At 40.0% G+C, this 19,290-nt stretch carries 16 protein-coding genes; 11 read left to right on the top strand and 5 right to left on the bottom strand.

The window, feature by feature from the left end:
* Positions 1-6 precede the first annotated feature (6 nt).
* From Q0M21_RS01300 to Q0M21_RS01310, 3 genes are all read right to left on the bottom strand, one after another.
* Entirely contained in the window at positions 7-789 is a 783-nt protein-coding gene (locus Q0M21_RS01300; RefSeq protein ID WP_295333612.1) for an alpha/beta fold hydrolase, read from the bottom strand.
* A 147-nt stretch (positions 790-936) separates the two neighbouring features.
* Positions 937-2,229: an aminopeptidase P family protein gene (locus Q0M21_RS01305; RefSeq protein ID WP_295333614.1), complete on the bottom strand. Its 1,293-nt coding sequence runs from the start codon at positions 2,227-2,229 to the stop codon at positions 937-939.
* Positions 2,230-2,332: 103 nt separating this feature from the next.
* Positions 2,333-2,929, bottom strand: coding sequence for a Crp/Fnr family transcriptional regulator (locus tag Q0M21_RS01310; protein WP_295333617.1), 597 nt, complete (start codon positions 2,927-2,929; stop codon positions 2,333-2,335).
* A gap of 86 nt (positions 2,930-3,015) precedes the next feature.
* Between Q0M21_RS01310 and Q0M21_RS01315 the strand changes: the two genes are divergently transcribed.
* From Q0M21_RS01315 to Q0M21_RS01350, 8 genes are all read left to right on the top strand, one after another.
* Positions 3,016-3,867 carry a ChaN family lipoprotein gene (locus Q0M21_RS01315; RefSeq protein ID WP_295333620.1) on the top strand — a complete coding sequence of 284 codons (852 nt, stop codon included), beginning with the start codon at positions 3,016-3,018 and terminating at the stop codon, positions 3,865-3,867.
* Positions 3,868-3,948: 81 nt separating this feature from the next.
* Positions 3,949-4,821: a hypothetical protein gene (locus tag Q0M21_RS01320; RefSeq protein WP_295333622.1), complete on the top strand. Its 873-nt coding sequence runs from the start codon at positions 3,949-3,951 to the stop codon at positions 4,819-4,821.
* 162 nt (positions 4,822-4,983) lie between these two features.
* A complete protein-coding gene (locus Q0M21_RS01325) occupies positions 4,984-5,823 on the top strand; it encodes a succinate dehydrogenase cytochrome b subunit (RefSeq protein WP_295333623.1) in 840 nt (279 codons plus the stop codon).
* Positions 5,824-5,841: 18 nt separating this feature from the next.
* Positions 5,842-7,851, top strand: coding sequence for a fumarate reductase/succinate dehydrogenase flavoprotein subunit (locus tag Q0M21_RS01330; RefSeq protein ID WP_295333626.1), 2,010 nt, complete (start codon positions 5,842-5,844; stop codon positions 7,849-7,851).
* 7 nt (positions 7,852-7,858) lie between these two features.
* A complete protein-coding gene (locus Q0M21_RS01335; RefSeq protein WP_290876353.1) occupies positions 7,859-8,620 on the top strand; it encodes a succinate dehydrogenase/fumarate reductase iron-sulfur subunit in 762 nt (253 codons plus the stop codon).
* Positions 8,621-8,800: 180 nt separating this feature from the next.
* Positions 8,801-9,637, top strand: coding sequence for an endonuclease/exonuclease/phosphatase family protein (locus Q0M21_RS01340; protein WP_295333631.1), 837 nt, complete (start codon positions 8,801-8,803; stop codon positions 9,635-9,637).
* Positions 9,638-9,678: 41 nt separating this feature from the next.
* Positions 9,679-12,513, top strand: coding sequence for a GH92 family glycosyl hydrolase (locus Q0M21_RS01345; protein WP_295333634.1), 2,835 nt, complete (start codon positions 9,679-9,681; stop codon positions 12,511-12,513).
* A 49-nt stretch (positions 12,514-12,562) separates the two neighbouring features.
* Entirely contained in the window at positions 12,563-13,327 is a 765-nt protein-coding gene (locus Q0M21_RS01350) for a nitrilase family protein (RefSeq protein ID WP_295333636.1), read from the top strand.
* Between the two features lie 7 nt (positions 13,328-13,334).
* Here the strand turns inward: Q0M21_RS01350 and Q0M21_RS01355 are convergent, their stop codons facing one another.
* Together Q0M21_RS01355 and Q0M21_RS01360 are read right to left on the bottom strand one after the other, a co-directional pair.
* Entirely contained in the window at positions 13,335-14,927 is a 1,593-nt protein-coding gene (locus Q0M21_RS01355) for an Ig-like domain-containing protein (protein WP_295333638.1), read from the bottom strand.
* A gap of 73 nt (positions 14,928-15,000) precedes the next feature.
* Positions 15,001-15,684: a ComF family protein gene (locus Q0M21_RS01360; protein WP_295333641.1), complete on the bottom strand. Its 684-nt coding sequence runs from the start codon at positions 15,682-15,684 to the stop codon at positions 15,001-15,003.
* Positions 15,685-15,781: 97 nt separating this feature from the next.
* Here Q0M21_RS01360 and Q0M21_RS01365 point away from each other — a divergent pair, with 97 nt between their 5' ends.
* The 3 genes from Q0M21_RS01365 to Q0M21_RS01375 all read left to right on the top strand — a co-directional run bounded on the left by Q0M21_RS01365 (position 15,782) and on the right by Q0M21_RS01375 (position 19,213).
* On the top strand, positions 15,782-17,323 hold the full coding sequence (locus Q0M21_RS01365) for a glycine--tRNA ligase (protein ID WP_295333644.1): 1,542 nt from the start codon (positions 15,782-15,784) through the stop codon (positions 17,321-17,323).
* A gap of 312 nt (positions 17,324-17,635) precedes the next feature.
* Complete coding sequence (locus tag Q0M21_RS01370) at positions 17,636-18,520, top strand: LytTR family DNA-binding domain-containing protein (protein ID WP_295333647.1); 885 nt, start codon at positions 17,636-17,638, stop codon at positions 18,518-18,520.
* Positions 18,521-18,556: 36 nt separating this feature from the next.
* Positions 18,557-19,213, top strand: coding sequence for a response regulator transcription factor (locus Q0M21_RS01375; RefSeq protein WP_295333649.1), 657 nt, complete (start codon positions 18,557-18,559; stop codon positions 19,211-19,213).
* Positions 19,214-19,290: the final 77 nt, after the last annotated feature.

Here is a 19,290-nt window from a genome sequence, read left to right on the forward strand (position 1 = left end):
GAAAATTTACACTTTCTTTAAAAATCCAAGCATCACTTTCATTAATGCCGCCTCGTTCTCAATGTGGCTCATGTGACCGTCGGGAAAAGTGGTAAGCTCAACTCTTGTCTCTTCAATCTGATCGATGTTGTCTTCGTATAAAAGCACGCCGTCTTTTTTACCCAAAACCAACTGCATCGGATAAGGTGCAAAATGCAGAATCACTTCGCGGTCTTTGCGTATTTTCATGCCTTCTAAAGCCGCGACTATACCTTGCAACGGTGTTTTCAAGGCTTGTTCTTTTACCTTTTCGATAACATCAGCCAAACGTTCGCGGTTTTCTTCTGCAAACAAATTGGCTATCGACATGCGGACAAAAGCCGTGTAATTTTGCTTCACCGCAGCAATCGCCCGATCTCGGTTTGCTTTTCGTTCATCGCTGTCGGCTCTGGATGTCGAGTTCAACAAAAACAATCCTTTCATATAATCTGGATACAATTCGGCGAAAGCCAAAGCCACATAACCGCCCATTGAATGGCCAACCAAAACCACTTTGCGAATTTTTAAATGCAACAACAAAGCATACAGCATATCCGCTTGGTCTTCCATGGCGTGGACATAACCCAAACATTCCGTTTGTCCATGACCGAGTAAATCAACGGTAATCACGCGGTGCTTTTTAGAAAGTTCGGGCACAAAGGCATTCCACATGGTTTGGTTTTCCAAAAAACCGTGCAATAACACTACTGCCGTGCCTTTACCTTGGTCGGTGAAAGAGATTTTGGTGTTTTTGTATGTAATGGTTTTCATCGTTACAAAAATAGTTTTTTAACCATATAAGACATAGAAGTTTCATATGAGAAAACTTAAATAATCTTATATGACTTATATGGTAAACAAAAACGACCCGCAACTGCGAGCCGTCTTTTCCCTTATTTCTTTTCCCTTTCCCCTCAATTAGGCATTCATCAAACTCTCGATTTCTTCCACGGTAATCGGGATATTTCTCATTAAGTTAAAAGGCTCTCCTTTTTCTTGAATCACTACATCGTCTTCTATACGAATTCCGAAACCTTCTGCCGGAATGTAAATGCCGGGTTCAACCGTGAACACCATATTGGCTTGCATTGGTTCGTATAACAAACCGTAATCGTGAGTGTCCAAGCCCATGTGGTGTGACGTTCCGTGCATGAAGTATTTTTTATACGCCGGCCAATCGGGATTTTCGTTTTGTACATCGGCTTTGTCAATTAGGCCTAAACCTAACAATTCGGAAGTCATGATTTTACCAACTTCTACATGGTATTGTTTCCAATAATTGCCGGGAACCAACATTTTGGTGGCTTCGTCTTTCACACGTAAAACCGCGTTGTAAACCGCTTTTTGTCGGTCGGTGAATTTACCCGAAACCGGAATCGTTCTCGTCATATCGCTAGAGTAATTCGCGTATTCGGCACCAACGTCTAACAGCAATAAATCGCCGGCCTTGCATTGTTGGTTGTTTTCGATATAATGCAACACATTGGCATTATTTCCTGATGCGATGATAGGCGTGTAAGCAAAACCTTTAGAGCGATTTCTCAAGAATTCATGAGCAAATTCAGCTTCCACTTCATATTCCATTACATTCGGTTTCACAAAATTCAAAACCCTGCGGAATCCTTTTTCGGTGATGTCACAAGCTTTCTGAATCAAATCCAATTCTTCGCTTTCTTTTACAGAACGCAAACGTTGCAAAATCGGATTCGATTTCTCTACTTTGTGCGCCGGATAATTTTCTTTCCACCATTTCACAAAACGTGCTTCTCGGGTTTCAGTTTCAATAACGGCACGGTAATGCTCGTTAGTATTGATATACATCGTTTCGGCATAGGCCATCACTTCTTTCAGAGTTTTGTGGAAATCCTGTAACCATATCACGGTTTTAATCCCCGAAACTTCGAACGCTCTTTCTTTGGTTAGCTTCTCGCCTTCCCAAATCGCTATGTGTTCGTTGGTTTCGCGCAAAAACAACACTTCTTTCAAGTGCTCGAATGGCGCATCGGGAAAAAGCAATAAAACACTTTCTTCTTGGTCAACGCCCGATAAGTAAAAAATATCGCGGTGTTGTGCAAAAGGCAAAGTACTGTCGGCCGAAACCGGATAAATATCGTTAGAATTAAAAACCGCTACACTGTTGGGTTTCATTTGTGCGGTGAATTTGGCTCTGTTTTTGACAAACAAAGCGCGGTCTATTTGATGGTATTTCATAATCTGATTTGAAAATTAATTGATTTGAAAATTTGAAAATTGATTTTCATCAAAATTACACAATAGTCAAAAGCGATTAGTAGCCAAATGGCGTTATTTTTGGTTAACCGATATTTTTTCTAATGCGGCTCATGTGGCGGGTAGAAATTCCGAGGAAAGAAGCCAAATAGTGAAGTGGCACTTCTTGCAAGAGTTTGGGTTCGGTGGCGAGGAGTTTTTTATAGCGTTCTTCCGGTGTTAGCGTAAGTAAATCAATGCGATAATCATCAATCAACATGATTTGTCTTTCGATTAAATTGTAATAAAATTGATGAAACGCTTTGTTATTCATCAACAAATCCTTGAAGTTTTCCAAATCGATTACCCAAAGTTGGCAATCGACCAAAGCTTTGATGTTTTTTCGTGACGGAATCTTATTAAGAAAACTGTTGAGCGATGAAGTAACCGAATTCCGCAAGGCCAAATAGGTTGTTTTCTCTTCGGCTTCGACTACAATGGCGTGTTGTAAAATCCCGCTTTCCACATAGCAAAAATAGGGACAAACCTGGTTTTCAGCCACTAAAAGTTGGTTCTTTTTTAAAGTTACTACCGAAAATCTATCGACAATTTCATCCAATTCAGGCTCTGATTGCAGGATATTGTCACCTGCAAACTGACGCAAATACGCTAAAAAAGCCGTATGATCTTTTTGAGTTTTCATAAATAAAATGAACTACAAAAATATTCTTTTTAGCTTAGGTTTTTTTATTCTGAGATTAATGAATATTTTTAAACAAAAATCACCCGATGAGAAAATTAGTGTTATTGATAGCTGTCATTTGTGGCCTAACTTCGGTAGCTCAAGACAAAAAAGCTTACCAACTTTTTGATAAAAAAGGGAAAAAAGCAGATTACGGCAAACTAATAAAAGCTGCCGAAAAAGCACAAGTAGTTTTGTTTGGGGAATACCATAACAATTCCGTAGTACATTGGTTGCAATTGGAATTGACCAAAGATTTGGCCAAGAAAAAGCCTTTGGTGTTAGGCGCCGAAATGATAGAAGCCGACAACCAAAAGCAATTAGATCAATATCTGAAAGGTGAAATTAACCAAAAACAATTGGACACCACAGCACGTCTTTGGCCCAACTATAAAACGGATTACAAACCTTTGGTAGATTTTGCCAAAGAAAAAAAGCTATCTTTTATCGCTACGAATATTCCCAGAAGATTCGCATCAATGGTGTCTAAAAAAGGATTTGAAGTCCTGGAAACCTTAACTGATGAAGAGAAATCTTGGATGGCGCCTTTGCCGATGCCCTACGATGAAAACTTACCGGGTTATGTGAACATGATGAAAATGATGGGCGATCATGCGAGTCCGAATATGCCGAAAGCCCAAGCCAGTAAAGACGCTACTATGGCTTATTTTATACAAAAGAATCTAAAAGAAAATTCGATTTTCATCCATTACAATGGCACTTATCATACTGATAACTTTGAAGGCATTTGTTGGTATTTGAAAAAATATGCTCCGGAAGTTCAAATTTTAACCATTGCAACTATCGAACAAAGTGATTTAGAAAAAATTCCGGCAGAAGAACACAATAAAGCCGACTATATTCTCGTTATAGATGAAGATGTAACAAAAACACATTAACATCGTCTTAACATCATCAATCAAAATCGTCCGAGGCTATTCCGACTTGTTTGGAGCGAAGCGGAAAAAAATCAAAAAATCATGAACAAAGTAATTGTTATTTTACTCTTCCTAATCGCCGGACTACCGTTCTCCTCGTGTAGTAGCGATACTACCGAAGAACCGATGTTGATCATCAAATTCAAATTTGACGAAAATCAGGTTCGTTTGAATAATTTAGGGCAGCCATCGGTTGTTGCGCCCGGAAATGCCGCTCAATCTCCGATTTTCAACGCCATTTCATCCCATTACATAGAATTGGCTTCGAATGCCAACACCCAATTAGGCACCGGAACCATCATTTACCATGCACCCGAAACCAATATCGGCGGTGCTTCGGCTATCGATTTCAGTCGCTCTAAAATTGTGGGCGAAGATGAAGTATTTTTAAAAATCCCATTACGAGATGTTGCGGCCGGTAACTATGAATGGCTTAGAGTGTCTTTGTCTTATCAGAATTATCAGATTAACATTCGGCATCAAAATGTAGATTACGCCGGAACTTTGGCCAGTTTTGTTGGGTTCAACACTTACATCACCGAGTTCAATATCGGCAATAATATTTTCCCGGTTAATGCTAATAAATCACAAGGTTATTGGGCTTTTGCTTTGAACAATCAGCCTTATTCGGCTTCCGGACAAGCTCCGGCGGGTTCAACTACTGTTCCGAATCCGATAGAAGCCACGTCACCTATTCCGAGAAATTTAAATACTTGCGTGGTGACCGGAAAATTTGCCAACAACTTAGTAATTAGCGGCAACGAAACCCAAGATGTAATTGTAACCTTGTCGCTTTCTGTAAACAATAGTTTTGAATGGCACGAAATTAACGCCGACGGCAAATTTGAGCCTTCCATTGGGGAAAATGTGGTAGATATGGGCTTACGAGGCCTAATTCCGAGCTATGTACGCTAGTTTTGTTTAAGTTTTCGAACCTTAAAAAGCCTTTTAAACGGTTGAAAATCAACAACTGTTAAACTCACTTTAAATTCATTATAAATTACAGCGAAAAGGTTGTAGTTATATGCAAATAGCCTTATTTTTGTGTGAATTTTTTAAACAATTATACACAACATTATGGCAAAATCTGCACTTTTAAAGTCGTCCATTGCAAAAAAATACTGGATGGCTCTTACAGGTTTATTTTTATGCTTGTTTTTAGCGGGTCACCTAGCAGGAAATCTTCAATTAATTTTTAGCGATGCATCAGCATTTAACAAGTATGCGTTGTTCATGACCACTAATCCGGCAGTAAAAATTCTTTCTTACCTAACTTACATTTCTATTCTTTTCCATGCGGTAGACGGTTTTTTATTAACCTATCAAAACGCTAAAGCCCGTCCGATAGGCTATGCCAAAAACAACCCTTCTAAAAACAGTAGTTTCTCATCCAGAAACATGGCAGTTTTAGGAACTTTGATTTTGGTATTTATCGTAACACACATGGTGAACTTTTGGGCGAAGATGCATTTCGATGAGAAAATGCCTTTACAAACCATCACTGTAGAGCAAATGGGACAAAAAATGGACTATTATGTAACTACTGACACTGGTAAATTCTTCCCGGCGGATTCAGCTCAATTAGCGCAAACCGGATTAGAAATCAGAAACAGAACGGAGTTCTACAACAAACAAGCCAATGTTAAAATGGGTGAAGGATACAAAGATTTACACAAAATCACAGTAGCCTTTTTCAAAGACCCGAAATTCGGCTTAATCGCTACCATTGCTTATGTTTTAGCGATGTTTGTGTTGGCATTCCACCTATTGCACGGCTTTCAAAGTGCATTTCAATCACTTGGCTTGAACAATCCTAAATACATGCCTGCCATCAAAGGCTTTGGAAAAGCATTTGCCATCGTAGTACCACTATTGTTTGCGGCTATTCCGGTTTACATTCACTTTTTTCTAAAATAATCAACATCAGTATACATCATGAAGTTAGATTCTAAAATACCAGAAGGTCCAATAGCTGAAAAATGGACCAACCATAAAAATCACTTAAAATTAGTCGCCCCGAATAACCGCCCTAAAATTGATGTTATTGTAGTAGGAACCGGATTAGCCGGTGCTTCTGCTGCCGCTTCTTTAGGAGAAATGGGATACAACGTAAAGGCATTTTGTTTCCAGGATTCTCCAAGAAGAGCACACTCGATTGCTGCTCAAGGAGGAATTAACGCTGCGAAAAACTATCAAAATGACGGCGACAGTACTTACCGTTTATTCTACGATACCATCAAAGGTGGAGATTACAGGGCTCGTGAAGCAAACGTTCACCGCTTGGCAGAAGTTTCAGCCAATATCATCGACCAATGTGTAGCACAAGGTGTTCCTTTTGCTCGTGAATACGGCGGAATGTTAGATAACCGTTCTTTTGGCGGAACACAAGTACAACGTACGTTTTATGCGGCAGGTCAAACCGGACAACAATTGTTGCTAGGTGCTTATTCTGCTTTATCTCGTCAAATCGGATTAGGACGCGTTCAAATGTTCAACCGTCACGAAATGTTAGACTTGGTAAAAGTGGACGGAAAAGCCCGCGGTATCATCGCTCGTAATTTAATCACCGGAGAATTAGAAAGACATTCGGCTCATGCCGTAATCATAGCTTCCGGAGGATACGGAAACGTATACTTCTTATCCACTAACGCTATGGGAAGTAACGTAACCGCTGCTTGGAAAGTACACAAAAGAGGTGCTTTATTTTCCAACCCTTGTTTTGTACAGATTCACCCAACTTGTATTCCGGTTCACGGCGTAAACCAATCGAAACTGACTTTGATGTCGGAATCGTTGCGTAACTCAGGTAGAATTTGGGTACCGAAGAAAAAAGAAGATGCCGAAGCCATCCGAGCAGGCAAATTAAAGCCAACCCAATTAAAAGAAGAAGACAGAGATTATTTCTTAGAAAGAAGATATCCTGCCTTTGGTAACTTAGTGCCGCGTGACGTAGCCTCAAGAGCGGCTAAAGAGCGTTGTGACGAAGGTTTCGGAATTGAAGCCAACGACACCAACGAAGGGGTTTACTTAGATTTCTCTACCGAGATCCAAAACAAAGGTAGACAAGCGGCCTATGCCCAAGGAAACCACAATCCTTCTGCTGAGGAAGTGACCCAATTGGGTAAAAAATGGTTGGAAGAAAAATACGGAAACCTTTTCGCGATGTATGAAAAAATCACCGATGAGAATCCATATGAAACCCCGATGAAAATTTACCCTGCCGTTCACTACACCATGGGTGGTGTTTGGGTAGATTATAACTTACAATCTACTATTCCGGGTTGTTTCGTGGCCGGTGAAGCCAACTTCTCGGATCACGGTGCTAACCGCTTAGGGGCTTCTGCTTTAATGCAAGGATTAGCCGATGGTTACTTTGTATTGCCGTACACCGTTTCTAACTACTTAGCGGATGAAATCAGAACCGGAAAAATTTCAACCGATTCTCATGAATTCATTGAGGCCGAAAACAGCGTTAAAGAGGCTATCAACAAGTTCATTGGCAACAACGGAACCAAATCGGTAGATCATTTCCACAAACGTTTAGGTTTAATCATGTGGAATAAAGTAGGTATGGCACGTAACGAAAAAGGCTTAAAAGAAGCCATTACAGAAATCGCCGCTTTAAAAGACGAATTCTACAAAGACGTTTACGTTCCGGGTAGTGCCGACGAGTTAAACCCTGAATTGGAAAAAGCCCTTCGCGTGGCCGACTTCATGGATTTAGGGCAACTAATGGCTATGGACGCTTTACAACGAAATGAATCTTGTGGCGGTCACTTCCGTGAAGAATACCAAGATGCCGAAGGAGAAACGCTTCGTGACGACGACAACTTTGCTTTTGTAAGCGCTTGGGAATACATGGGCTACGACATCAGCAAAGAAATGCTTCACAAAGAAGAATTGAAATACGAGTTTATTAAAATAGCCGCTAGAAACTACAAATAATTACATTATGTCTGCAGCAAAAAACATCAATATAACCCTTAAAATTTGGCGTCAAAAAAACGCTAAAGCCAAAGGTCAAATAGAAACTTATAAATTAGATAATGTTTCTACTGCCAGTTCATTTTTGGAAATGTTAGACCAATTGAACGAGCAATTAATCAACGAGAAAAAAGAACCGGTAGCTTTCGACCACGATTGTCGCGAAGGAATCTGCGGGATGTGTTCTTTGTACATCAACGGTCGTGCTCACGGTCCGGATACAGGAACAACCACTTGTCAGTTACACATGCGTAAATTCAACGACGGCGATACCATTTACATCGAGCCTTGGAGAAGTAAAGCTTTCCCGGTAGTTAAAGATTTAGTAGTAGACCGCAGTGCGTTCGACAGAATCCAACAAGCCGGAGGTTTCGTATCCGTAAACACTTCGGGTAGAACCATCGATGCCAACGCAATTCCGGTACCCAAACACGATGCAGACCGCGCTTTTGAAGCCGCTGCTTGTATCGGTTGCGGTGCTTGTGTGGCCACTTGTAAAAACGGTTCAGCTATGCTATTCGTAGGTGCCAAAGTATCACAATACGCTTTGTTACCGCAAGGGAAAGTAGAAGCTACGCAAAGAGTATTAAACATGGTACGCCAAATGGACGAAGAAGGATTCGGAAACTGTACCAACACCGGTGCTTGTGAAGTAGAATGTCCTAAAGGTATTTCCTTAGAAAACATCGCCCGCATGAACCGCGAGTACTTAAAAGCCAGTTTGAAGTAATTCAAATCAAAATTATCACCCTAAGCGTAGTCGAAGGGCAAAACGCATTCATTGATTTGGATGCGTTTTTTTATGGCGTGTCCTTACAGGCCGCGCTTTCCGCAGTACACGGTACTTGCTCCAATCGCTCACGCAAACCCTGCTAAAAAAGACGTATATTTGAGTCATACAACTACACTCATGAAAACGTATTTCACCTACTTACTGTTGCTGACTTCACTGTTTACTACTGTTTCAGCACAAAAACTAAGTTTAATGACCTACAATATTCGCCTCGACGTAGCTTCCGACGGCGAAAATGCTTGGCCAAATCGCAAAGCGTATTGGGCTTCACAAGTGTCTTTTTACGAACCGGACATCTTCGGCATACAAGAAGCTTTACCACACCAAGTAACCGATATACAAACTTTATTGCCTAACTATAACTACATCGGTATTGGTCGTGACGGAGAAGGCAAAGGCGAATCGTCCAACATCTTTTACCAAAAAGACCGCTTCCAAATACTGCAAGAAAACACTTTTTGGCTATCGGAAACTCCCGATAAAATCTCCAAAGGTTGGGACGCCGCACTCAATCGGGTTTGCACTTACGGATTGTTCAAAGACCGTAAAACCAAGCAAACGTTCTGGGTTTTCAATACACATTTAGATCACATGGGCGAATTAGCAAGAACCAATTCCATTCTTTTGATTCTGTCAAAAATCAAAGCATTGAATACTAAAAACTATCCGGTGTTTTTCATGGGCGATTTCAATACCGAACCTAACGAAGACCGCATCATCAACCTGAAAAAGGAAATGAACGACAGTCAGGATATTTCCAAAACCAAACCATTCGGGCCAACCGGTACTTTTAATGGCTTCCGCCACCAAGAAGCCGTAACCAAACGCATCGATTACATTTTTCTATCAAAAAACAATTCGTTTAGCGTAGAGAAATATGCCATTTTGAGCGATTCAAAAGACTTGAAATACCCTTCCGACCATTTGCCGGTTTTCATCGAACTCAAATTTTAACAAAAGCATTTGCTATCTTTGATATTACCAACAAACATACTATGGCACTTCGATTCTCAAGCTTATTTTTATTGTTTTCACTCTCCGTTTTAGGACAAAATTTACACCAACACGTTAACCCAATGATTGGCACCGGCGGTCATGGCCATACTTATCCCGGTGCCACTGTGCCTTTCGGAATGGTACAATTATCACCTGATACAAGAATTGACGGCAGTTGGGACGGTTGTTCCGGTTATCATTACGATGATACCATCATTTATGGCTTTTCACACACGCACCTCAACGGCACCGGCTGTAGCGATTACGGCGACATCATGCTAATGCCAACGATGGGCGAACCGATGTTGAGTCCAAAAGATTACAGTTCCACTTTCGCTCATGCTAACGAAAAAGCCAGTGCCGGATTCTATTCCGTGAAACTCGACAAACACAATATCGATGTGGCTTTGACGGCATCGACTCGTGTTGGTTTTCATCAATATACGTTCAATTCCTCGGGAAATGCCAATATCATCTTAGACTTAAACCACCGCGATAAATTGTTGCAAGGTGAAGTGCGCATTGTGAACGCTAAAACCATCGAAATCCTGCGAAGAAGCGAGGCTTGGGCGAAAGACCAATATGTTTTTGCCCGCATTGAATTCAGCCAACCGATGCAAATCAACAAAATCAGAAGCAATAGTGCGGCACAAGCTTCAGCAACCGACAAAGTGTTTTCAGGTACACAATTAGCGTTGAGTTTTTCCAAAAAAGTCAGCAAAGGCGATAAAATTTGGGTGAAAGTCGCTTTGTCACCAACAGGTTACGAAGGCGCCAAATTGAATATGAGCGAAATCCCGGGTTGGAATTTTAACAAGGTGAAAGAAGACGCCGAAAAACTTTGGGACCAACAATTGGCTAAAATCCAAATCACCGAAACGAATAAAGACAAACTGAGCATTTTCTACACGGCTTTATATCATACCATGGTCCAACCGAATATTGCTCAAGACATCGACGGCAAATACCGCGGCAGGGATAATAAAATCCATAAAGCCGAAGGATTTGATTATTACTCGGTCTTCTCGCTTTGGGATACCTTCCGAGGCGCACATCCGTTATACACATTAATCGAAAAGAAACGCACGGTAGATTTTATCAATACCTTTTTAAAACAATACGAACAAGGCGGAAGATTACCCGTTTGGGAATTGGCTTCCAATGAAACCGATTGCATGATTGGCTATCATTCTGTTTCCGTGATGGCAGACGCTATGGCCAAAGGCATCAAAGGTTTCGATTACGAATTGGCGTTTCAGGCGGCGAAACATTCTGCCATGTTAGACCATTTAGGTTTAGACGCATACAAGAGACAAGGCTTTATCTCGATGGATGACGAACACGAAAGTGTTTCCAAAACCTTGGAGTATGCTTACGACGATTGGTGTATCGCCCAAATGGCTAAGATATTGAACAAAAAAGACGACTACGATTACTTCATGAAACGTTCACAAAGCTGGAAGAATGTCTTCGATTGGACGACAGGTTTTATGCGTCCGAAGAAAAACGGCGGCTGGGACAAACCTTTCGACCCGAGGGAAATCAATAACAATTTCACCGAAGGCAACAGTTGGCAGTATTCCTTTTTTGTGCCTCAAGATATTCCGGGTATGATAGAAGCGTATGGCGGAAATCTGGCTTTTGAAAAAAAACTCGACGAAATGTTCAACAGTGAAAGCAAAACTACCGGTCGAGAACAAGTGGATGTCACCGGATTAATTGGTCAATATGCGCACGGGAATGAGCCGAGTCACCATATGGCGTATTTGTACAATTACATCGGGAAACCTGAAAAAACTAAAGAAAAAGTACATTACATCTTAAACGAATTCTATAAAAATACACCCGACGGCTTGATTGGCAATGAAGATTGCGGACAAATGAGCGCTTGGTATGTGTTGAGTTCCATGGGAATGTATTCAGTTACGCCGGGAATGCCCAAATGGGATGAAGCCAAACCTCTTTTCAACAATGTGAAAATCAATTTTGAAGACGGAACATCAGAAATGCTTACAGAGACTTCAAACAAATCAAGGCTCGGAATTACTCAAACAAAATCTAATTGGATTAAACCATTAAGCAGTCCGAGTATTGTACCCGTTCCTATTATTTTAGCGAAAAGCAAGTCGTTTAAAGATTCTTTAGCCATCGACTTTGATCATCCGCATCCGGATCATTTGGGTAGTTATTCCTATAGAATTGTTTACAACAATGAAAAAGGAGTGCCTTTTAAACAATACCAAGGAGAAAAACTTACCCTGAAAGAAACGGCTACCGTAGAAGTAAGATTTGCTGAAATGATTGACAAGGTGCCTTTTAGAAGCCAAGTTATTTCGGGTAATTTCTTCAAAAAACCCAACAATTATACTATCGATTTAAAATCGACTTACAATCCGCAATACCATGCCGGCGGTCCGGAAGGCTTACTCGATGGTATTAATGGTACTACCAACTGGCGCAAAGGCGATTGGCAAGGCTACCAAACGCAGGATTTTGAGGCCGTTATCGATTTGCAAAAAGAACAAAAAGTAAGTGATTTTCACAGTACCTTTTTACAAGACCAACGTTCTTGGATTTTGATGCCGACCAAAGTGGAATACTACGTTTCCTCAGACAATACCAACTTTACTTTAGTGGCGACTGTTGACAACGACATAGACCCGAAAACCGATGACAATCAAATCAAGGATTTCGGCATCACCTTACCAAAAGCAACTAATGCTCGATACGTAAAAGTGAAAGCCTACAATTACGGCAAACTGCCCGAATGGCATTTAGGCTATCCCTACAATGGCGACGCTTTTATCTTTATTGACGAAATCACCATCAAATAGATTAACCCTACCAGCGTTTTAACGCTGGTAGGATTTTAAAACTAAAACCATGAAAATCGCTCTAGTCCAAACCAACCTCATTTGGGAAAACCCAATAGAAAACCGCAGTCATTTGGCCCAAAAAATCACGGGCTTTATGGAAGAGGTTGATTTGATAGTGTTGCCCGAAATGTTTGCCTCCGGCTTTACCATGAATCCGAAAGCCGTGGCGGAAACAATGACCGGCGAAACCATAGCTTGGCTGCAACACTTAGCGAAAGCCAAAGACTGCGCCATTACCGGGAGTTTGGTCATTGAAGAAAACGGAAAGTATTACAATCGTTTGGTTTTTGTGTACCCGAACGGGGAACTTAAAATTTACGACAAAAGGCATTTGTTTACCTTAGCCGGAGAGGACAAAGTTTATACTGCCGGGAAAGAAAAATTGATTATAGAATACAAAGGATTCCGAATTTGTCCGCTCATTTGCTACGACTTGCGCTTTCCGGTGTATGCACGAAATGTAGAAGGTTACGATGTGTTGCTTTATGTTGCCAATTGGCCGAAACCGCGCATCAATGCTTGGGATATTTTACTCAAAGCCCGAGCTGTGGAAAACATGAGTTATGCCATAGGCGTAAACCGAATTGGAATGGACGAAAATGAGTTGGAATACGTTGGTCATTCCCAAGCCGTTGACTTTCTGGGGAATTATCTCTTGGAACCACAAGAAACCGACGGTGTTTTTATAGTCGAATTAGACAAGGAAAAACTACTCGAAACAAGAAGTAAATTGGCTTTTCTGGAGGACAAAGATCAGTTTAGGCTTTTGTAAACAGCAGCTATTTCAGGTTAAACGGCTGTTCCACATCCCAGTTGGCACGAACATCAATTTCTTTGGGGAAATAAATGACTTCTTCGGTTTGGCGCTTTTCGATAAAACTACCGGTATCCCAAACCTTGTTTTTGTTGTCGTCATAAATGATTCGCAGCACGTATTTGGCCGGTTCAATAGCGTCAAAATTGATGGTGTTGTTGCCTTCGGAGTATTCGGTGTATTTTACTTTTCCGTCTTTATCTGTTAACTCAATGATAATTGGAAATCGTTTGACATTTTCCAAAAGCAACCTCAAATTCCCGTAGTCAGATAAGTTTTTAGTCGTAGCCTTAAAATTGAGCGTATCATTGACAGTATCATAAAAATCAACCATTGCACCCGGCATCAGTTGTATTTTATAGCTTTCCAAAGGTTCTTTTTTGAAATCGAGATATAATTTTTGTTGGAAATCGTCGTATTCAGTAGTAAAATCTACGGACAAAGAATCTTTGTTTTTGATGCTGATTTTGGTTTTGTCGAATTTTACCAAAGGTGTACTACTGTTCAAGGCATAACGCTCGCGCATGGGTAAATTACTCGTAAATACAGCATTAACTTGTAACGAATCGGTTTTGGAGCTTTTTCCTTTGACGTAGAAATCGGCTTTAAAATTATCTTTTTCAACAAGTACTTGAAGTGAATCCGCCTTAACCGGTTTCATCCAAATCTGAAGTGAATCTTTTTTGGGCATTTGCGTAACCACAGTCGGAAGAATCTCGTTACCGTTTTTAACCGTTACTTTTGCTCCTTTGGCTTTGCCTTCATAACCCATAACCCATTTCTTATTGGTTACCTGAGTTGGCTTTAGGGCTTTAAACGGCAAATTTTCTTTGAACAATTCTACTTCAAAAAGCGTATCATTCGGAATAGTAATGTGTCGTTTTTGAAACCCTATTTTATCTGATTTCGGGTCAAATTTGTTATTGCCGTTGTCTTTTAAGGCAATCAACAAGTATTTTCCGGCTTTGATATTTTCCAAAGTCACCATTTCTAAACTGTCTAACGTATTGGTTACATAGCGCGGCGTTTCTTTGTAAATGGTGGAATCGTTGAACTTTTCATTAACCTCGTACAACATCACCGAAACAAAATTGTCGGTTTTCAGCTCCAAAGCGTCTTTGACTTTTACTTTCAACTGCAATGAATCAATATAAGGACCGGTTGAAAAAATGTATTTGAATTGGGAATACGGATTGGATTCGTTATTGTCTTCTATACTTTGACCGAAATTAAAGCTGTAAGTTGTGTTCGGTTGTAAAGTGTCTTTGATGTTAATCGTTATTGTTTTACTGGCTGTGTAAGGTAAAATCTCCGGCTGACTTTTCATAGGTGGCGAAATAATCAGCTGTTTATTGGCGTTTTTCAACTTGACATATTCGTCGAAAACCAATTTGATTTGCTTCCCGTTAAAATTGGTGGAAAAATTCTTCGGTAAACTCGATTTCAAAACCGGTGCAATAGTGTCTTTATCGCCGCCGGTTATTGATCCGCGCTTGGCGCAACCGATGGTTAAAAAGACCAATAATAAAGCAAGATATTTAAAGTGCGTTTTAAGCATAAATCGTTTTTTCAAAGCACAAAATAACAATTATATTTAGTGCGAATGAAATCTTTTGCAGGAAACTTAACAATTAACTGTGCGCCATAGCCATGCAGGCAATACTGATTTTGGCTTCGGGGATTTTAAGTAGTGCTTTACTGCAAGCTTCCAAGGTTGCACCGGTAGTCATCACATCGTCTATCAACAGGAAATGTTTTCCCGCATATTGCTCCGAAAATTCTATATCGAATAGCGTCTGACTCAAATCGGATCTGCCCAAGAGCGACTTTTTCGTTTGGGTTTTAGTATATAATTTTCGTTGCAAAAGGGTTTCGCTGTAGGGAATATTCAAATTGTTTGACAAAGCCAGCCCAAAAGTGGTTACCTGATTGTAGCCGCGTTCCCGAAATCGTCTTTTGTGCAACGGAACCGGAATAATGTAATCGACTGTTTGCAGTATCGGTACTTTTTGTAATTCGGCCGCAAACCATTCGCCCACTACCGTTCCGACTTCTTGGTTGCCTTTGTATTTAAGTTGGTGCATCATTTCCTGTACAATGCCTTTTTTATGAAAATAAAACAGCGCGGCGCCAAACTCTAACGGAATACGACCATAAAATCGTTGAAAGACTTCGTTTTCAGTCATTGTAAGATGATGTGTAAGCGGAATTTCGTGGCGGCATTGCGTACAAATCACGTTTTCATCGTTTAACAAAATGGTGTGACAACCTGCGCACGACTTCGGAAAAAATAAATTGAGTAGGTGATTCCACATAAAAAAGTAATTTTCTTACATAAAATTATACATTTTTTCAATTCTAATTGGTTTTAAACCCTTTTTTTATCCGCGCTTTTTATATTTTTGCAGCATTATGGCAAAACAAGAAGATTTATTTAAGAATGTAGTTTCGCACGCTAAAGAGTACGGCTTTATTTTTCCGTCGAGCGAAATTTACGATGGTTTGAGCGCAGTGTACGATTACGCTCAAAACGGAGTCGAATTAAAAAAGAACATTAGAGAATACTGGTGGAAAGCCATGGTGCAAATGCATGAGAACATTGTCGGTTTAGACGCCGCCATTTTAATGCATCCTACCACTTGGAAAGCTTCTGGTCATGTGGACGCGTTCAATGATCCGCTCATTGACAACAAAGACTCTAAAAAAAGATACAGAGCGGACGTTTTAATTGAGGATTATGCCGAAAAATTAAACCTGAAAGCCAAAAAAGAAATTGAAAAAGCCCGCGAGCGATTTGGTGATGCTTTCGATGAAGAGCAATACAAAACCACCAATCCGCGTGTGATGGAATACTTGGCCAAAGAGCGTGAAATTCTGGAGAGAATGGGCCGTTCGTTAGGCGCCGGAGATTTGGAAGATGTAAAAGCCTTAATCGAAGAATTGGAAATTGCCGATCCGGAAACCGGTTCCAGAAATTGGACTGATGTGAAGCAATTCAACTTGATGTTTGGCACCAAACTTGGCGCTTCAGCCGAAAATGCGATGGATTTGTACTTGCGTCCGGAAACGGCTCAAGGGATTTTTGTGAATTTCTTAAACGTGCAAAAAACCGGTAGAATGAAAATTCCTTTCGGGATTGCCCAAACCGGTAAAGCCTTCCGTAACGAAATTGTAGCCCGTCAGTTTATCTTCCGTATGCGTGAATTTGAGCAAATGGAAATGCAATTCTTCGTAAAACCGGGCGAAGAAATGAAATGGTATGAGTATTGGAAAACGACACGTTTAAACTGGCACTTATCCTTAGGATTAGGCAAGGAAAACTACCGTTTCCACGACCACGAAAAATTGGCACACTACGCCAATGCGGCAGCGGATATTGAGTTCAACTTCCCTTTTGGTTTCAAAGAATTAGAAGGTATTCACTCGAGAACTGATTTTGATTTGAAAGCACACGAACAATATTCGGGTAAAAAATTACAATATTTTGATACCGAGACCAATTCGAATTACGTGCCTTATGTAGTGGAAACTTCGGTTGGTTTAGACCGTATGTTCTTGGCTGTTTTTGCTACTGCTTTAAAAGAAGAAACGTTAGAAGATGGTTCTACCAGAACTGTATTGCGTTTACCTTCTGTTTTAGCGCCAACCAAAGCGGCCGTTTTACCTTTGGTGAAAAAAGACGGTTTACCGGAAGTCGCCAAAAAAATCATCGACGATTTGAAATGGGATTTCAATGTAGCCTATGACGAAAAAGATGCCGTTGGCCGTCGTTACAGAAGACAAGATGCCTTAGGAACACCATTCTGTATTACAGTGGATCACCAAACTTTGGAAGACGAAACCGTAACCATTCGCCACCGCGATTCTATGCAACAAGATCGCGTAAAAATTGCCGAATTAAGAACGCTCATCAATAACGAAGTTTCGATGAGAAATTGGTTGATGAAGATGTAACATCAAATAAATTCCAATACTAAAATTCCAAATTCCAATCTGAGATTTCAGAAGAATTTGGAATTTTTATTTTTGTAAGAATTATACTTGAATAAAATTCACATATTAACAGATTCGGCGATTCTGTCAACAATTTGAAATTCTCCAAAATTGAACCTATAATTTCGTTACAACGAAAATCGGCACTTTTGGTCGGTTTTATTTTCGTGTTTTATTTTTAAGATACATATTTAGTTTAACAACAAAGTTTCCCCAAAACTACCTGTTAATTTAATCAGAAAATGCTGTCCCAAAATCAACGGATAAGCGTTAATGAGCCATACTTATATCATTATTGATGACAGTCAAGACGATGTCGTGAAAACCCAAGCTATTGCTGAACGTTTTCGCAACCTATCGTTCGTGGCCTCTGCCAATAACTATGACGATGGTGTGAATTTGATTTTGGAGCACCAACCTCGATTGGTTTTTCTGGAAATCGATCCTTCCGATAAGAAAAGTAATTTGTCCTTAGCGCTGATTAATGAACTCTATCGCTATTTGAGTGTTGTTCCGAAAATCATTGTTACCACTTCCAAAAAAGAGCTGGCTTACGACGCTTTGAAATATGAAGTAGTCGACTATTTGTTGAAGCCATTAGACATCAACGATTTCAGAAAAGCCATCCTAAAGTTTGACCGCGCCATTAAATCAGATTTGCCGCATATGGAAGTCAAAAATCCGGCCGCTACTTTTGAAGTGTTAGACGAAACACTGACTGAAGAACTGCAAACCGAGGAACATGATGTGGAAATCAAAACCATTCCGGCCACAACAGACAGTACAGTTACGGTTCAGCAACCACAATCACTAATCATCTGCATTAAATCTTATGGCGATTACCGTTATATCGACTCGGAAGACATCTTATATTTTGAAGCAGATAACAACTCGACCGACATTCATTTGAACAACGGCGAAATGATAACAGCCTTCAAGACTTTGAAGCATTTTGAAACCGTTTTACCGGAATCGCAATTTTTACGAATCCACAATAGCTACATTATCAATGTGAGTCAGGTTTCCCGAATTCATACCGGAAATACTGTTTGTTATATTAAAAACTCAACCACTAAATTACCGTTCTCTAAGTCTTATAAAGACAACGTTGATTTGATTATCAACAGAATAGCCGGCGGAAATTATTTGGAAATATAACAGAAAAGTATTACGTTTACTAAAAATCAAATCAAAATGGAAGTAAACGTATTAATGATTGACGACCACAAACTCATCATTGAGGGCTACAAATCTATTTTATCTTTCAATCCACATGGCTATGAAATAAAGACCAAGCAGGCTTTGTGTTGTGAAAGTGCTTACGAACTTATAACGACCACCACAGATCGTTTTGACTTGGTTACTATCGATTACACTATGCCGGCTTATCCTGAAAAAGGGATTCAAAACGGAGGTGATTTGATTCCCCTTGTCAAAAAGCATTTACCGGACAGCAAGATTATGATGTTGACCACACATTCGGAATCACTATTGTTGTTTAATATCTTAAAGAATCACGATCCGGACGGTTTTTTGGTCAAAAGTGATTTTGATGCCTTCGATTTTACAGAAGCATTTCACACTGTATTACAGGGAAAACAATACCACAGCAGTACCATTAAACACTTGAACAAACAATTAGAAGAAAAGGTAAAGTTGTTGGATTTTTACAATCGTCAAATTATTTTACTCTTAAATAGAGGCATTAAAACTAAAAACCTGCCGGAATACTTGCATTTATCCAAGAGTGCTGTTGATAAACGAAAAGCGCTTATCAAAGAATTTTTCGATATAGAAAAGGGGAATGATGAAGACATTTTGCGGGAAGCACGTAAACAAGGATTTATTTGAAACCGAACAATTGGTATATTTTTTAAAAAATGTACACTTTTTGTATACTAAAATCTAATTTTCCCGTTATACTTTTA

Origin of the sequence: Flavobacterium sp., from assembly GCF_024710485.1 — a bacterium.
Classification (GTDB): Bacteria; Bacteroidota; Bacteroidia; order Flavobacteriales; family Flavobacteriaceae; genus Flavobacterium.

Excerpts from the sequence above, each read along its gene's own strand:
- Q0M21_RS01300 (WP_295333612.1), bottom strand. The coding sequence starts at position 789 with ATGAAAACCATTACATACAAAAACACCAAAATCTCTTTCACCGACCAA.
- Q0M21_RS01305 (WP_295333614.1), bottom strand. The coding sequence starts at position 2,229 with ATGAAATACCATCAAATAGACCGCGCTTTGTTTGTCAAAAACAGAGCC.
- Q0M21_RS01310 (WP_295333617.1), bottom strand. The coding sequence starts at position 2,929 with ATGAAAACTCAAAAAGATCATACGGCTTTTTTAGCGTATTTGCGTCAG.
- Q0M21_RS01315 (WP_295333620.1), top strand. The coding sequence starts at position 3,016 with ATGAGAAAATTAGTGTTATTGATAGCTGTCATTTGTGGCCTAACTTCG.
- Q0M21_RS01320 (WP_295333622.1), top strand. The coding sequence starts at position 3,949 with ATGAACAAAGTAATTGTTATTTTACTCTTCCTAATCGCCGGACTACCG.
- Q0M21_RS01325 (WP_295333623.1), top strand. The coding sequence starts at position 4,984 with ATGGCAAAATCTGCACTTTTAAAGTCGTCCATTGCAAAAAAATACTGG.
- Q0M21_RS01330 (WP_295333626.1), top strand. The coding sequence starts at position 5,842 with ATGAAGTTAGATTCTAAAATACCAGAAGGTCCAATAGCTGAAAAATGG.
- Q0M21_RS01335 (WP_290876353.1), top strand. The coding sequence starts at position 7,859 with ATGTCTGCAGCAAAAAACATCAATATAACCCTTAAAATTTGGCGTCAA.
- Q0M21_RS01340 (WP_295333631.1), top strand. The coding sequence starts at position 8,801 with ATGAAAACGTATTTCACCTACTTACTGTTGCTGACTTCACTGTTTACT.
- Q0M21_RS01345 (WP_295333634.1), top strand. The coding sequence starts at position 9,679 with ATGGCACTTCGATTCTCAAGCTTATTTTTATTGTTTTCACTCTCCGTT.
- Q0M21_RS01350 (WP_295333636.1), top strand. The coding sequence starts at position 12,563 with ATGAAAATCGCTCTAGTCCAAACCAACCTCATTTGGGAAAACCCAATA.
- Q0M21_RS01355 (WP_295333638.1), bottom strand. The coding sequence starts at position 14,927 with ATGCTTAAAACGCACTTTAAATATCTTGCTTTATTATTGGTCTTTTTA.
- Q0M21_RS01360 (WP_295333641.1), bottom strand. The coding sequence starts at position 15,684 with ATGTGGAATCACCTACTCAATTTATTTTTTCCGAAGTCGTGCGCAGGT.
- Q0M21_RS01365 (WP_295333644.1), top strand. The coding sequence starts at position 15,782 with ATGGCAAAACAAGAAGATTTATTTAAGAATGTAGTTTCGCACGCTAAA.
- Q0M21_RS01370 (WP_295333647.1), top strand. The coding sequence starts at position 17,636 with ATGAGCCATACTTATATCATTATTGATGACAGTCAAGACGATGTCGTG.
- Q0M21_RS01375 (WP_295333649.1), top strand. The coding sequence starts at position 18,557 with ATGGAAGTAAACGTATTAATGATTGACGACCACAAACTCATCATTGAG.